This is a genomic window from Ruegeria sp. AA6 (assembly GCF_056542865.1).
This window is the reverse complement of the sequence record NZ_JBQGAN010000001.1, coordinates 590,917-604,434: the sequence shown is the minus strand read 5'-3', so window position 1 is coordinate 604,434 and position 13,518 is coordinate 590,917. Positions and strand designations below refer to the sequence as shown.

The window sequence follows — 13,518 nt, the reverse complement described above, 5'->3', positions numbered from 1 at the left end:
CAAGTTCAGAACTGGGCCTGAATAGTCAGGTCAAAGTTCTGCTCTTTGTCAAAGTCTTCTTTCTTCAACGCTTGAGAGAAGTTGAAACGCAACGGGCCAAAAGGCGTCGTCCACAAAACTGAAACCCCAATCACATGGCGGATCGATCCGTCTTCGCCGACGATGTCACCCCCAGCCGTGTTCACGTCATTCAGATTGTACAAGTTTCCGAAATCATAGAACACGCCGCCACGCAGACCGAATTCTTCCGGCAATCCTAATGGGAAGTCCGATTCGAGGCGCGTAACCCAATAGTAGTTGCCGCCGATCGCGTCGTCCTGACCGTTGGACAGGTCGCGTGGACCGATACCGGCTGGTTCGAAACCGCGGAAAATGTTCGGCCCCAAAACAAATCGGTCAATGGTACGACTGAAATCATTGCCCGTCCAATGAAGCGCGCCCACTTCCACGGTGGCGCGAAGAACGACTTCTTCGTTCCAGACACGGGTCTGCGCGATAGTGCGAGCCGTCGTTTTGAAATACTCGTTGTCACCGCCCAATCCGGCAGCGTCGACACCAACCTCAAAAAGCACCCCTGCATTTGGATTCAGGCCACCGAGGCGGCTGTCATAGACATACGACACACCAAGCGCGCTGGTTGTGCGAGAGCCCTGATCGATGTCCGAAGTAATGACAGCTCCGTTGACCTCATCACCCTGTTGCGTCATCTCGCTGTCTTCCCAGATGTAGCGCAAGCGTAGTGATGACAATTCACCAATTGCGTAGCTCAGCTGAGGGCGAAAGAACAACGTCTCGGTGTCGTAGCTGGCAAAGCTTGAGTTGGTTGTCGACAGGCCAAGCCCAACGTCAAAACGCAGTCGACGGCCCAGCAAATATGGTTCCGAAAAACTCAACGAGTATTGTTCGGCATCCTGTGCAGTCGACAGGTTGAGCCCAACTGTCTGCCCACGCCCCAAGAAGTTCGTTTCTCTCAAACCAATCGCGATACCAAAACCATCGGAGACCGAGTAACTACCGCCCAGGCTGAGGGAGCCAGTTGGTTGCTCTTCGACATCAACGTCAACAATCACCTGGCTGGGCGTAGAACCTTCACGCGGCTCAACGTCAGCGACGGCAAAGAAGCCCAAAGCGCGAATACGTTCCGCCGCTTGACGAATTTCACGCGGGTTGAATGGGTCGCCCTCTACAGTGTCAAATTGACGACGGATAACGCGGTCCAGCGTCGTTGTGTTGCCTTCGATGTCGATCCGCTCGACGAAAATCCGTGGACCTTTTGTAAGTACAAACTGGATGTCCAGCGTCAAATCGCGCGGGTTTCTAGTGACCCGGGGTTCGACCCGCAGGAAATCGACGCCCTGTTTGATCCCAAGGCGTTCCAACCGGGCAATCGAGTTTTCGATCAGCGTCGGTGAATAAGTCACGCCCGGCCTAATTTTCAGCGCATCCTGATAAGGAGCAGGATCGACGCCCGGAATTTCACTGACAGTGCTGATTTGTCCGAACGAGAATTTTTGCCCTTCAGTGATATTCATCACAAGGAAAAAGGCATCGCGTTCACGAGTGAACTCCACGTTCGCACTGTTAACGCGAAAATCCACATATCCCCTGGACAGATAAAAATCCCGAATAACCTGCTTGTCGAACTCGATCCGGTCAGCGATGAACGTGTCGCCACTAAGAAATGTTCGTAAGAAATTAGCCTGTTTGGTTTCGAGAACCCGGCGCAGGCGGCGATCAGAAAAGGCGCGGTTTCCTACGAAACTGACACGCTCAACCTCGATCGTGGTACCCTCGGCGACTTCGAATACCAAATCCACCCGATTGTCGCTGCGCCGTATAATTCGTGGGATGACTGTCGAAGCAACGCGGCCCTGAGCCGAGTAAATCTCGGCAATCAAGTCAGCATCGGCCTCAGCAACTTGCGGTGTAAACACGCGCCGTGGTTCGGACGAAATAGCTTCAAGCAAAACGTCATCTTTTACGCGGCGATTTCCCTCGATGCTGATCCGGTTAATGGTCGGATATTCTTCGACCTTGATGATCAATGTGCTGCCACGAGGCGTCAGTTCGACTGTTTCAAAAACACCACTGTCAAGCAAACGCTGGTAGGCATCGTTCAACTCTCCACCACTGACGGACTGCCCCGGTTCAATACCCGTGCGGGCGATGATGGTGGAGGTTTCGACGCGGCGATTCCCCTCCACATCGAAGGAATTGACGACGAAATTCTGAGCCCATGCTGCTTGCGGCACAGGGCCAAAACCAACCAGCGTCAAAAAGAAAATGAACGTTAGTGACCGCCACAAAATCTTGTCTGCTGGCCCTTGCCCCCCGCAGGATGTACCCGCGCCTCGCCTCTGATTCATTATTTTCACTACCCAATATTTTTGGACTTTAAAGCTGAGTAGCGAGAATATCTGGGCTTGTCAAAAGACCAAAACGTAAAGCGGCCACAAGGGCCGCTGCTTTACCACTTGGCTAAGTCTGATGAAGAATCACATAGTGATCAGATAGAACCATCCGGCCATAGCCACACCCGTAGCGCCGAAGAACAGTAGCGTGTCCCAGTTCAGAATGAACAGGCAACTAAAACCCTTTACAGAACGACGCAGAACTTTTGTCATCTCAGCCTCTGATGCGGACTAAATTCAAAACATATTGTACGCGTGAATTGCGGCGCAAATGGGGCGATTTCATGCCTCAAAAGTCACAATCAGCAGAACAGATCGTTAGTGACTGAGAAGATCATGAGGCCAAGAATCAAGGATACGCCTATGCCCATCAGAACCCGCAGAACCCCATCACTCGGAGGTTTGCCAGCAACCGCTTCATAGGCGTAGAAAACCAGATGCCCACCGTCCAGCGCCGGAATTGGAAACAGGTTCAATAGACCAACCGCAGTCGACAACACCGCGATAAAGAAGATGAAGCTCTGTGCTCCTTGGCTGGCCATGGCACCAGAGGTTTCGGCAATACCAATTGGCCCGGATATATTGCAGGTGCTGATCGCACCGGTAACCATATGCCAGATTCCCGAAAGCGAACCGTCAATAATTCGGAGTGTCTGTTGAACGCCCCCTGACAAAGACGCCATTACACCCGCTGGCTCGGTTGCCGGTTCAAGAGCCATTCCGCCAACTATCCCTATGCGCCAGTGAGTTACGAACCCACCTTCCGGCTGGGGCTCATCCGTGCGGCGAGGAGCCAAGGCAAATTCCAACTCGGCCCCGTCACGCCATACGTCCAGCAAAAGAACTTTGCCGTCTGAACTTTCTACATGCTCTTTGAGCTGCTCAAAGGCAAATATTGGTTCTCCGTTGACCGCTGTAATCACGTCACCGGCCTGAAGATCGATATCCATGGCTGCGCTGCGTGGTACGACCTGCTGGATCAGCGCTGGAAATAGCCACGGGCCGGTCACGTCCATCTGTTGCCCATCCCGGATGACCGTGTAATCTAGTTCCGGTTCAACCGGAAGAGCGTCGGTGAAGCCTGTCCATGCGCCCTGTTGATCAAAATCGGGAACTTCCAGGCCGGCAATTGCAACAATCTCGTCGCCATCTCTCAGCCCTTGAACCGTTCCGGGAAGGCCATAAATCTCGCCTACTGTCAAAGGCTCTCGCGTGACGCCCTGAGACATAAAAATCAGGCCAAAAACCAGAATAGACATCACAAAATTGAAAATCGGACCGGCAGCAACCGTGGCGGACCTCGCCCATAGCGGCGCCCCGTGCATGGTGCGGCGCAAGTCTTCCGGGCTTTGTTCGGTGATTTCGTGCATCGCATCTTCGTCTTTGCCAGATGCGGCATTGGCATCGCCAAGAAACTTGACATATCCGCCGAAGGGTAAAGCAGCAACCTGCCACTTTGTGCCCCGATTATCCATTCGGCTCCAGAGTACCGGACCAAATCCAATAGAAAACACTTCGGCGTGGATACCAGACCAGCGACCGACGATGTAGTGGCCGTACTCATGCACCGCCACGATGACAGACAGCGCGACCACAAAAGCAACGATCGTGTACAACAGATTACCGAATTGAGGGATCAGAGAGAGTACGTCCAAGGGTTTATCCTGCTGTCTTCATCATGGCCTCTTCGGCCCACTTACGTGCCAGATGGTCCGTTTGCAGCACGTTATCAAGGTTAAACGAGGCATCAAGAAGGCCGTCTGAAGCCTCGAATCTGTCCAAAACGTTTTCGACGATTTTAGCCATCTCGAGAAAACCAACTCGACGCGCGATAAACAGATCAAGTGCACGCTCTTTGGCGGCATTGAACACGGCACCAGACAGACCGCCCCTCTCCATCACATTTCGCGCCAGCCGCAACGCCGGATAGCGAGCTTCGTCTGGCTCGTAAAAGCGCAGTTGACCCAAGTTCGCGAGGTTCAGGCGTTCAATTGGCAATTCCCGCCGGTCCGGCCAGTGCAAAGCGTACCCGATAGCGTGCCGCATGTCGGGTGCACCCATATGGGCCATGACCGCACCATCCTTGAACCCCACCATAGAATGCACAACGGATTCTGGGTGCACGATGACTTCGATCTGATCCGGCGAGACACCAAAGTATTCTTTGGTTTCAATAAGCTCCAGCGCCTTGTTGAACATAGATGCGCTGTCGATAGTGATCCGCTGTCCCATATTCCAGTTCGGATGGCTGGAGGCCTGTTCGACCGTGGCATTGGCTAAATCGCGCAACGGCCAGTCGCGGAATGCACCACCGCTAGCGGTGATGATGATCCGCTCAACGGCATCCATATCCTCACCTACCAGCGCCTGAAACACGGCGGAATGCTCGCTGTCCACCGGCAGAAGACGGGCATTGTTGGCCTTCGCCGTTTCCCGCACCAATTGGCCAGCACACACGAGCGTTTCTTTATTGGCCAACGCCAGTGTCGCGCCTTGCTTCAATGCCTCTAGTCCGGGCAGTAATCCGGCAGCACCGACAATGGCGGACATAACCCAGTCTGCAGGTCGTGCAGCGGCTTCAGTCAGCGCAGTTTGACCGGCGGCAGCCTCAACGCCACTGCCAGCCAGCGCGGCGCGCAGATCATCGAGGCGATCCTCATGCGCAGTTACAGCAATATCAGCATTCAGCCGGCGTGCATCTTCGGCCAATTTTTTGATGTTCGCACCACCGGTGAGTACCACGACGTCGTATGCCGTTTGGTTTCGATCAATCAGATCAATAGTGTTCTGCCCGATGGAACCGGTTGCACCAAACACTGACACTTTGCGCATTACATGCCTCCGGGGGCATAGATCAGCCCCGCGATCAGAACGAACAGGGCCGCCCCCATCATTCCATCAAACCGGTCCAGAAACCCACCGTGTCCCGGGATGAGGTTCGAGCTATCCTTGACCCCGAACTTTCGCTTGGTCGCGCTTTCGACGATGTCTCCGGCCTGACTGGCCATCGACGCCATGACCGAGATCACGACGAACATCACGCCAAAGCCTGCATGAACGGCGAAAACAACCCCTACGATTGCGGCCGCAGCCCAACCACCTGCAGTTCCGGACCATGTTTTCTTGGGGCTCACCTTGGGCCAGAACTTAGGGCCGCCAAAGGTTTTTCCAACAAAATACCCGGCCACATCCGTGGCAACCACGACCGAGATCAGCCACACCATCCAGCCGAATCCCATATTCTCGCGGATTGAGATGAATCCCAATCCGGCAGCGGCAATCCAGATAGCAAATAGCGCATAAGTTGTTCTGGATCTACCAACCTGCCCTGCCCCAACCAAAGCCGGAGCCAGCAGGACCGGCAGCTTAAAAAGTGCAGGTAGATGATAACTGAGAACCACCGCAACGGCAGTCAAAATACCCAGTTGCACCGCCACACCAGCCCTCTCTGGCGCAATCATCCGCACCAATTCCCAGGTCATCAAACCACAGGCAATTGCAATGAAGCTTTCGAACCATAGTCCGCCCAACCAGACCTCAACCGAGCCGATTATGACCAGTACTGCCGCCGACAGAACCCGAGCCGTCAGGTCAGACCACCTGCCGTCGCTCATGCCGGAACAGCTCCGAAACGACGATCGCGAGACCCATAGCTGCGACACAGTCTTTCTAGTTCGGCTGCTGTAAAGTCCGGCCATAGCGTGTCGATAAATTCGTATTCAGCATAGGCAGACTGCCAAAGAAGAAAATTCGAGATTCGCGCCTCACCACTGGTGCGGATAACCAAATCCGGATCGGGTAAAACGTGCGTATCCAGATACTTAGGTAGGGTTTCTTCATCCACGTCTTCGGCGCGCAAACGCCCCTCGGCCACATCTCGTGCAAGACGTTTGGTCGCCCGGGCTACCTCGTCCCGGCCGCCATAGTTCAATGCAATCGTCAGGTGAACCCGATCATTGTCCTTGGTTTCCTCTTCCAGGGAATCCATAAGAGCTGTCAGCTTAGAATCCAGGCGCACCCGATCACCGATAAAGCGCACCCGCACTCCGCTTTCTTTCAGGTTTCTGGTTTCTTTGGTGATGTAGCGGCGGAACAGGCTCATAAGCCCCGCCACCTCGACTTGGGTGCGCTTCCAGTTCTCGGTCGAGAAGGCAAATACCGTGAGGTATTTGACCCCAAGCTCCGGGCAGGCCTCAACCACTTCGCGTACCCGCCGCGCACCGGCATGATGTCCGAACAATCTCGGCCGGCCGCGCGCCTGCGCCCAGCGACCGTTTCCGTCCATAATTATTGCGACATGGCGCGGCCCTCGCACGGGCGCATTATGCGGGTCGTTTAGCATGATCCGGTCTCAGACCTGCATGATCTCGGCCTGCTTGGTCTCAAGCGCAGCGTCTACGGATTTGATCATCTCGTCGGTCAGGTCCTGAACTTCGGTTTCCCAGAACTTCTGATCGTCCTCGGACATACCATCCGCCTTGGCCTTCTTGATCTGATCCATCCCGTCACGACGCACATTCCGGATCGAAACACGGGCGTGTTCCGCGTACTGCCCTGCAACTTTGCCCAGCTCTCGGCGACGCTCTTCGTTCAGTTCGGGGATTGGCAGCATGATGATGGTGCCGTTCAGTTGCGGGTTAATCCCCAGCCCACTTTCGCGGATGGCCTTTTCGACCTTGCCGACCAAACCTTTGTCCCAGACATTTACCGTGACCATGCGTGGTTCGGGCACGTTGACCGTACCCACCTGATTGATCGGCGTCATCGAGCCATAGGCATCAACCATCACCGGCTCTAGCATAGAGGCCGAGGCCCGCCCGGTCCGAAGCGAGGCGAATTCGGTTCTGAGGTTGGACATGGCGCCTTCCATGCGCCGTTTCAGATCATCGGTATCCAGTACAAAATCGTCAGACATGCTGCTCACTCCCCGTCTTCAGGTGCTGTTTGCAAGGCTCATAAGCCATCGCAAATGGGATGTATAGCAATGATGATGTGGAAATGCGCCAATGGCCAGAGGTGTTTGCGGCATTTTCGCGAAGATTGCGAAAAGAACAGACCGGCCACCGTCAGAACCAGCTGGTCTGTTCTATCTCTTTGTGATCAAGCGTTTACATCGACGACAACGCGTCCTTTGACTTTCCCACTCAGGATATCCGCGCCCAATTGTGGCAGATCAGCCAGGGTCGCCGGCTGGATCATTGCTTCCAACTTATCCATCGGCAAATCAGTGGCAATGCGCTGCCAGGCCCGCACCCGGTTGGCATAAGGCTGCATGACACTGTCGATGCCCAGCAGGTTCACCCCGCGCAGCAGGAATGGAATGACTGTCGCAGGCAAACCCGCGCCGCCCGCAAGACCGACAGCGGCGACCGACGCGCCATACTTCATCTGCCCCAAAACACGCGCCAACATCTCTCCTCCGACGGCGTCGACACATCCCGCCCAGGTTTCGCTTTCTAGTGGGCGCTTGGTCGTTTCGTTCAACTCCTCCCGCGGAACGATCGTGGTGGCTCCCAGCGACTTCAGATACTCACCAGCCTCAGGGCGCCCAGTCACGGCCGCAACTTCATAGCCCAGATTGGCGAGAATTGCGGTAGCCACTGAACCCACACCACCCGCAGCACCCGTCACAAGCACCGGCCCGTGGTCGGTCGTCATTCCGTGATCTTCCAGCGCCATGACCGCCAGCATGGCCGTAAATCCAGCCGTTCCCACTGCCATAGCCTGACGCGCATCCAGGCCGTTCGGCAAAGGCACCAGCCAATCGGCCAACGCGTTCGCCTTCTGCGAATATCCACCCCAGTGCGCTTCGCCAACACGCCAACCGGTCAGAACCACATTGTCTCCGGGCTTATAGCGATCATCAGACGACGCCTCGACTGTTCCTGCATAGTCAATTCCCGGCACATGCGGGTAATTGCGCACCAATCCACCACCTTTAGCAGACAGGCATAGGCCGTCCTTATAGTTCACCGTGGAATACTCGACCGCCACGGTCACTTCGCCATTCGGTAGATCATCCACCGTCAGTTGCTTGAACGAAGGGGCCGCCAGCCCGCTTTCATCATCCTTTTCCATGACCAAGGCGTTGAACATCTGATTTCCTTTCGTTTTCTATCTCCAGGCCCCGATCTTCACCTGGCCAAAAATATCTTGGGGGAGTCGCACAGCGACGGGGGCACAGCCCCCATCCACCCTTAAATCCAGAACCTTTCCTGTACTGTCGCGCGCCGCATTCCATCTGGCGTTTCAACCTCCAGAACGGTCCCGGCATCCCAATGGCTTAATCGTATCATGCCGATAGACACATTCGTTTTGAAATCCGGGGACCACGCGGCAGATGTCACCTGCCCTACCCGCTTACCATCAGCGATCACTGGCCATGGCCGGTCGCACGGCGGAACAGGGTTGCCATCGATTGCGATCGGGCGCATTTGCTGGACCGGCCCTTCTTTGGCCACGCGCAGCAACGCGTCTCTGCCAATACACCCGATGGCGGTATGCGTGTTACAAAACTTGCCCAAGCCACATTCATGCGGCGTGTTGTCGTCAGTCATGTCATTGCCGTACGACAACAATCCACCTTCGATGCGTTCGATCAGATTGGGGCACCCAGCACGCACCTGCAGATCCTCACCCGCAGCAAATAGAGCGCTCCAAAGTGGCATACCGATTTCAGAGCCTTCAACATAAATCTCGAAACCGCCCTGCTTGGAATACCCTGACCGCGCCACCGCAAGGTCACGGCCTTCAAACTCGAACATATCGAACTTGAAGAACCGGATGTCCCGCACCCGGTCACCGAACACACGCGCCATTAGGTCATCCGCCTTGGGGCCTTGTACAGCCAAAGGCGAAACATCCGGCTCATCCACCAGAACATCCAACCTGTATCCGCTGGCAATGCCCTTAACCCAAAGCAACAAGTCACTGTCGGCAATGGAAATCCACCACCGATCATCGGATAGTTTTACGGCTACTGGGTCGTTCAACATCCCCCCGGTTTCGTCGACGATGGGCACATAAAAACATTGCCCGGCCAGCATCCCGCGCAGATCGCGCGGTGTCAGCATCTGCATCAGTTTGGCGGCGTCAGGCCCGCGCAATTCAACTTGCCTCTCACATGACACGTCCCAAACTTGCACGTGGGTCTTGAGATGCCGGTAGTCCGCCTCGACGCTTTCGAAAACGGTTGGCAACAACATACGGTTATAAACCGTATATCCTTTGACTCCCGCAGCTTCGACCCCTTCCGAGAATGGGGTGCGGCGCAATCTACGAGACAGTGAAATTTGCGGCATTCAAGCCTCCTTAAGAATCAAGACTGGATCGCTGGCAGGTCCAGTTGCTTCGGTTTGGGCCACCATCCGAAATTGGTTCCCGCACCGGCAGCTTCTGTACAATCACTTAGGCCCATGCCAGTCGATCGGACAAATCTCGGCCGATTTGCCACCAAAGTCCCAAACACGACCGTAATCTCGCACTTTGGACTTGGTCCCTCGCGCTACGATAATGTCCGGCCCCATCCAGTATTTCGAGTTTGATACCATGACAGGATGCTCGGGGTCTTTTCCCGCCAGCATCTCAACCTCACCCTGTATCTTTCGGCCAATCACAATACGGCGCTTATTCCCGTCACGCTCAATCTGGACCGGAGCACGTTCGGCTCCGATGATTTCGCTAACCAGCATGGTAAAAAGACCGGTGGTTCCGCCTGCCTGACCACTGAAGATTTGCAGCAATCCGTTATACGCTTTGCCGCTGGCGCGTTCGTCCATATAAGCCGCAACCTTCCACTGGCCTTCGCCCATGCGACCCGGAATATCCACCAAAAGGCCGACGTTCAGACCTGAAAGGTCCTCGCCCTCATAGTGGCCTTCGTCAATGATGACTCCCATCCAGGCGTGGCAATGCCCCTCGGTCGGAGGATGCGCGCCCAGCGAGACCACGCAGGGGCAAAACACGTCGCATGAACAGTTCAGGATCAACTCGCCCTTTATCGCCCAATCTGTCGGGCTCATCTCTCGCCGTTTTGGGTTGGGCATACGGCTGTCGATGCGTTGGCTGATCGGCAGCTTGTCAGCCTCGGGTTTTCTATTTTTAGCCATATACTTATCCTCCGAAAGTAAAGGGATAGATGAGCAGGAAGATTCCCCCTGCGATAAGTGCAAACCCCATCGGTCGTGTCACCGCATGACCGATCTGAGGCAGCTTTTCGAGAACCATAAAAAGCGTCGCGAGGCCCATCCAAAGCAGGCTCATGACTCCACCAACAAACCCCAGTGCCATGAAGCCCCAGCAGCAACCGACGCAGAACGCTCCAAGCCCGAGGCCCATACGCAGACCGCCAATGAAGCCCGTTTTCCAATGGCCTAGGAAATAGGTCATTGGTGCGTGGCAAACACCGTGGCAAACCTCTTTCGCGCGGGTGAACTGAAACGCGCCGACTGCGATCATCAGACCGCCTGCGAACCAGCCGGACTTGGCGATGCCCAACATGTCGACGACGCCGCCGAACAGCAGGACCAACTGAACGCCCGTAATCAGTGCGGCAAAACCAACCCATACGATGAAGTAGCCGGTCAGAACGCCAACCCATCCCGATCGGGTGCCATTGGCGCTGCGGATCAGATCCTCATAACTGCGCAGGGTCGGCACCAGCGTCGGCAACATCATGGCCGCCATCATGATCGCCCACATCCAGAACAGCGGCGCGAACTCGGCCATCGGCATATACATGTCCATGCGGGGGTCCATGGCCGCCATCGCCTGACCCATCGGCCCCGGACGACCGATCCAGTCCAGATCCATTTCGCGGCTCATGGTGAACATCATCCACCACGCCCACAGGATCAGGATATAAAACCCTAACCACAATCCGCTTCGTAGAACTGCGCGACTCACGTGTCCCTCCCGACTCAGTCCTTGCTTTTCAAATGTCAGACTTTTAAATGTCAGACAAATGATTTTTTCAGGCGACTCCGAAATATGAAAATCGACCCCAAGAAACCTACCGACTTGTCCGCACAGATCGCGCAGGCCATTCGCAACGCCATTATCTCAGGCGAATTGATTGTGGACGAGCGTTTGCCGTCCGAGGCCGAACTGTCCGACCAGTTTCAGGTCTCCCGTCCCACTGTGCGTGAGGCTTTGAAGCGTCTTGCCGCACAATCGCTTATCCGCACGCAGCGTGGCGCCAGTGGCGGCGCCTTCGTCAACCGCATCAGTTTTGAGGACGCTTATGCGCAACAGGTCACGACCTCGACGCTGCTGTTGTCAATGAATGCGGTCAGTTTTGATACCGCGTGCGAGGCCCGATTTGCACTGGAACGCGCCTGTGCGCCACTATCAGCGCAGCGTCGGACAGCCGATCAACTTGCAACGATGCGCGCTGAAATCTTTCGTCAGGCGCAACCCGGTCTTACTGATGAGGCTTTCTGCGCGTCGGATGTTGCCTTTCACCGGGCTCTGGTCGACGGCGCGGGAAATCCGGTTTTGTCGTATCAACTAGCCGGCGCAGTCGAGGCGATGCAGCCACTGATGAACATGATCACGTTCACCGCGCGGTCCCGCGAAGAGATCATAGCCCTTCACAACCAGATCGCCGACGCGTTAGAGGCGCGGGACGCGGAGAAGGTAGACAAAACTCTGGTTGAGCTTGAGGACTACACGCGTAAGCTGGCGCAAGACGTGGCGCAACAGCACCGTAAACCCGCGTGACGAGGGAAAAATGACCACTGCGCTGAACGTAATAGCAGCCGTACTGACCATAGGGTTTGGCCTGTTCGGGTTTCTGGCTCCGGCTTTTACCGCTGCTTCATTGGACCTCGCGCCGACCGAAAGCAACATGGGGTTAAGCGAAATGCGCGCCTCGGTTGGCGGTCTGTTCGTGGTAACCGGAGCCGTGGTACTTTGGCTGAACAATCCTATGGCCTATGCCATGTTAGGAGTGGTCTACGCCGGTGCAGCCCTCGGTCGGTTCGTTTCGGTCATTCTGGACAACCCTCCGATCGTCAAAGCGGTGACATTCGGAGGAATCGAGTTGGCTTTGGCGCTTTGGTTAATCTTGGCGAACATCAACAAGACTGCGTAACTTGTTGTTTTCTATTATGCCACAAGCTTAAATTCCCGGTTTGCATCCCAGCCTTGGCTCACCTATATAGGTAATGTCCTTCGGGACTATGGACATAAACGCGCTCGTAATAAGCGGATCGGACCCGGGGGCGGTACCCGGCGGCTCCACCAACCATCCTTCGTTTGGGGATTTTGGGGCCGAAACAGGATCGACGAACGTCTAAAGGGGTTAGCTTTGTCTCGGCTGTCTGCCACCGTTATCGGCGAAACTAGTACAATTGCAAACGACAATCGTGCTCCGGTTGCAGTTGCTGCGTAAGCAGTAACAAGACCGAAATCTAAGCCCTTGCGCCTAGCCGCGTAAGGCGGGGTTCGCAGGTACCTGGCAACAGAAACCTGCATTTCCCCTTCATGTCTGTGGTTTAACCGTGACCTTGTTCACGTTCAGAGTTTTTTCACCCTTTCGTCTCATGCTGACCCTGGCAGAAAAAGGAGAGTCGGGATGTCACATGCAGACGTCGTCAAGGAATGGTATTCCGAAGTTTGGGAAAACGGAAACCTAGACGCGATTGATCAGTATTTTTCACCGGAAACAATGGCTGAGGGTTTGATCCCCGAAATGCAAGTCGGTGCAGATGATTTCCGAGACCTCGTCATGGCTTTCCGTCACGTCCTTGGGGATATAAAGGTTGAACTTCCCAAGATCATCGAGGACGGGGATTGGGTATCCGCAATCTTGCATGTCAGCACCACGCGGGCGGACAATGGGGCACCTCTACAGGCCACTGGCAGCGTGTTTGCGCGAGTAAAGGATGGCCGCATGGTCGAGGCGTATAACCAGTTCGATTTCGTTTCATTGTTCGAGCAGCTCGGTCAGTTTCCGCAAGATACCTTGCCCGTTTGCATGACTGGTCAGCGGTTGGATTGGGCGTGACACGATCAACGCAATCTTGACCCTTTGCGCGCTTGGACGTAAGCAAAGATCATGGGGTAAGATTGCGAACGCCCCGTGAGGCGTCAGCCCAAGTTTCGC

14 protein-coding genes and 1 other RNA gene are annotated in these 13,518 nt (G+C 55.3%); 4 read left to right on the top strand and 11 right to left on the bottom strand.

Features of this window, described 5'->3' with window-relative positions; all coding sequences use genetic code 11:
- Nucleotides 1–5 precede the first annotated feature (5 nt).
- The 11 genes from bamA to ACR0LN_RS02775 form a co-directional block, all read right to left on the bottom strand.
- Nucleotides 6–2,366 carry an outer membrane protein assembly factor BamA gene (bamA, locus tag ACR0LN_RS02825; protein WP_480427637.1) on the bottom strand — a complete coding sequence of 787 codons (2,361 nt, stop codon included), beginning with the start codon at nt 2,364–2,366 and terminating at the stop codon, nt 6–8.
- A gap of 129 nt (nt 2,367–2,495) precedes the next feature.
- On the bottom strand, nt 2,496–2,624 hold the full coding sequence (locus tag ACR0LN_RS02820; protein WP_480427636.1) for a hypothetical protein: 129 nt from the start codon (nt 2,622–2,624) through the stop codon (nt 2,496–2,498).
- Between the two features lie 89 nt (nt 2,625–2,713).
- Nucleotides 2,714–4,066 carry an RIP metalloprotease RseP gene (gene rseP / locus ACR0LN_RS02815; RefSeq protein WP_480427635.1) on the bottom strand — a complete coding sequence of 451 codons (1,353 nt, stop codon included), beginning with the start codon at nt 4,064–4,066 and terminating at the stop codon, nt 2,714–2,716.
- Nucleotides 4,067–4,070: 4 nt separating this feature from the next.
- Nucleotides 4,071–5,243, bottom strand: coding sequence for a 1-deoxy-D-xylulose-5-phosphate reductoisomerase (dxr, locus tag ACR0LN_RS02810; RefSeq protein WP_480427634.1), 1,173 nt, complete (start codon nt 5,241–5,243; stop codon nt 4,071–4,073).
- Nucleotides 5,243–6,025 (bottom strand): phosphatidate cytidylyltransferase, encoded by a 783-nt coding sequence (locus ACR0LN_RS02805; RefSeq protein WP_480427632.1) that lies wholly within the window; start codon nt 6,023–6,025, stop codon nt 5,243–5,245. Before ACR0LN_RS02805 ends, dxr begins: the two co-directional genes overlap by 1 nt.
- Complete coding sequence (locus tag ACR0LN_RS02800; protein WP_480427631.1) at nt 6,022–6,753, bottom strand: isoprenyl transferase; 732 nt, start codon at nt 6,751–6,753, stop codon at nt 6,022–6,024. Before ACR0LN_RS02800 ends, ACR0LN_RS02805 begins: the two co-directional genes overlap by 4 nt.
- A 9-nt stretch (nt 6,754–6,762) precedes the next feature.
- A complete protein-coding gene (gene frr / locus ACR0LN_RS02795; protein WP_480427630.1) occupies nt 6,763–7,326 on the bottom strand; it encodes a ribosome recycling factor in 564 nt (187 codons plus the stop codon).
- 185 nt (nt 7,327–7,511) lie between these two features.
- The gene (gene acuI, locus ACR0LN_RS02790) at nt 7,512–8,507 is read right to left on the bottom strand and encodes an acryloyl-CoA reductase (RefSeq protein ID WP_480427628.1); all 996 of its coding nucleotides are present in this window, start codon (nt 8,505–8,507) and stop codon (nt 7,512–7,514) included.
- Nucleotides 8,508–8,608: 101 nt separating this feature from the next.
- On the bottom strand, nt 8,609–9,712 hold the full coding sequence (locus ACR0LN_RS02785) for a dimethylsulfoniopropionate demethylase (RefSeq protein WP_480427627.1): 1,104 nt from the start codon (nt 9,710–9,712) through the stop codon (nt 8,609–8,611).
- Between the two features lie 102 nt (nt 9,713–9,814).
- A complete protein-coding gene (locus tag ACR0LN_RS02780; protein ID WP_480427626.1) occupies nt 9,815–10,519 on the bottom strand; it encodes a DUF1326 domain-containing protein in 705 nt (234 codons plus the stop codon).
- Between the two features lie 4 nt (nt 10,520–10,523).
- The gene (locus ACR0LN_RS02775; RefSeq protein WP_480427624.1) at nt 10,524–11,315 is read right to left on the bottom strand and encodes a DUF2182 domain-containing protein; all 792 of its coding nucleotides are present in this window, start codon (nt 11,313–11,315) and stop codon (nt 10,524–10,526) included.
- Between the two features lie 84 nt (nt 11,316–11,399).
- On the opposite strand from ACR0LN_RS02775, the gene ACR0LN_RS02770 reads away from it, so the two are divergent.
- The 4 genes from ACR0LN_RS02770 (at nt 11,400) to ACR0LN_RS02755 (ending at nt 13,419) form a co-directional block, all read left to right on the top strand.
- Nucleotides 11,400–12,131 (top strand): FadR/GntR family transcriptional regulator, encoded by a 732-nt coding sequence (locus ACR0LN_RS02770; protein WP_480427623.1) that lies wholly within the window; start codon nt 11,400–11,402, stop codon nt 12,129–12,131.
- A gap of 10 nt (nt 12,132–12,141) precedes the next feature.
- The gene (locus tag ACR0LN_RS02765) at nt 12,142–12,504 is read left to right on the top strand and encodes a DUF4345 family protein (RefSeq protein WP_480427622.1); all 363 of its coding nucleotides are present in this window, start codon (nt 12,142–12,144) and stop codon (nt 12,502–12,504) included.
- Between the two features lie 36 nt (nt 12,505–12,540).
- Nucleotides 12,541–12,888, top strand: a transfer-messenger RNA (tmRNA) gene (gene ssrA, locus ACR0LN_RS02760).
- A gap of 99 nt (nt 12,889–12,987) precedes the next feature.
- Nucleotides 12,988–13,419, top strand: coding sequence for an ester cyclase (locus ACR0LN_RS02755; RefSeq protein ID WP_480427621.1), 432 nt, complete (start codon nt 12,988–12,990; stop codon nt 13,417–13,419).
- Nucleotides 13,420–13,518: the final 99 nt, after the last annotated feature.

Excerpts from the sequence above, each read along its gene's own strand:
- bamA (WP_480427637.1), bottom strand. The coding sequence starts at position 2,366 with ATGAATCAGAGGCGAGGCGCGGGTACATCCTGCGGGGGGCAAGGGCCA.
- ACR0LN_RS02820 (WP_480427636.1), bottom strand. The coding sequence starts at position 2,624 with ATGACAAAAGTTCTGCGTCGTTCTGTAAAGGGTTTTAGTTGCCTGTTC.
- dxr (WP_480427634.1), bottom strand. The coding sequence starts at position 5,243 with ATGCGCAAAGTGTCAGTGTTTGGTGCAACCGGTTCCATCGGGCAGAAC.
- ACR0LN_RS02805 (WP_480427632.1), bottom strand. The coding sequence starts at position 6,025 with ATGAGCGACGGCAGGTGGTCTGACCTGACGGCTCGGGTTCTGTCGGCG.
- ACR0LN_RS02800 (WP_480427631.1), bottom strand. The coding sequence starts at position 6,753 with ATGCTAAACGACCCGCATAATGCGCCCGTGCGAGGGCCGCGCCATGTC.
- frr (WP_480427630.1), bottom strand. The coding sequence starts at position 7,326 with ATGTCTGACGATTTTGTACTGGATACCGATGATCTGAAACGGCGCATG.
- acuI (WP_480427628.1), bottom strand. The coding sequence starts at position 8,507 with ATGTTCAACGCCTTGGTCATGGAAAAGGATGATGAAAGCGGGCTGGCG.
- ACR0LN_RS02785 (WP_480427627.1), bottom strand. The coding sequence starts at position 9,712 with ATGCCGCAAATTTCACTGTCTCGTAGATTGCGCCGCACCCCATTCTCG.
- ACR0LN_RS02780 (WP_480427626.1), bottom strand. The coding sequence starts at position 10,519 with ATGGCTAAAAATAGAAAACCCGAGGCTGACAAGCTGCCGATCAGCCAA.
- ACR0LN_RS02770 (WP_480427623.1), top strand. The coding sequence starts at position 11,400 with ATGAAAATCGACCCCAAGAAACCTACCGACTTGTCCGCACAGATCGCG.
- ACR0LN_RS02765 (WP_480427622.1), top strand. The coding sequence starts at position 12,142 with ATGACCACTGCGCTGAACGTAATAGCAGCCGTACTGACCATAGGGTTT.
- ACR0LN_RS02755 (WP_480427621.1), top strand. The coding sequence starts at position 12,988 with ATGTCACATGCAGACGTCGTCAAGGAATGGTATTCCGAAGTTTGGGAA.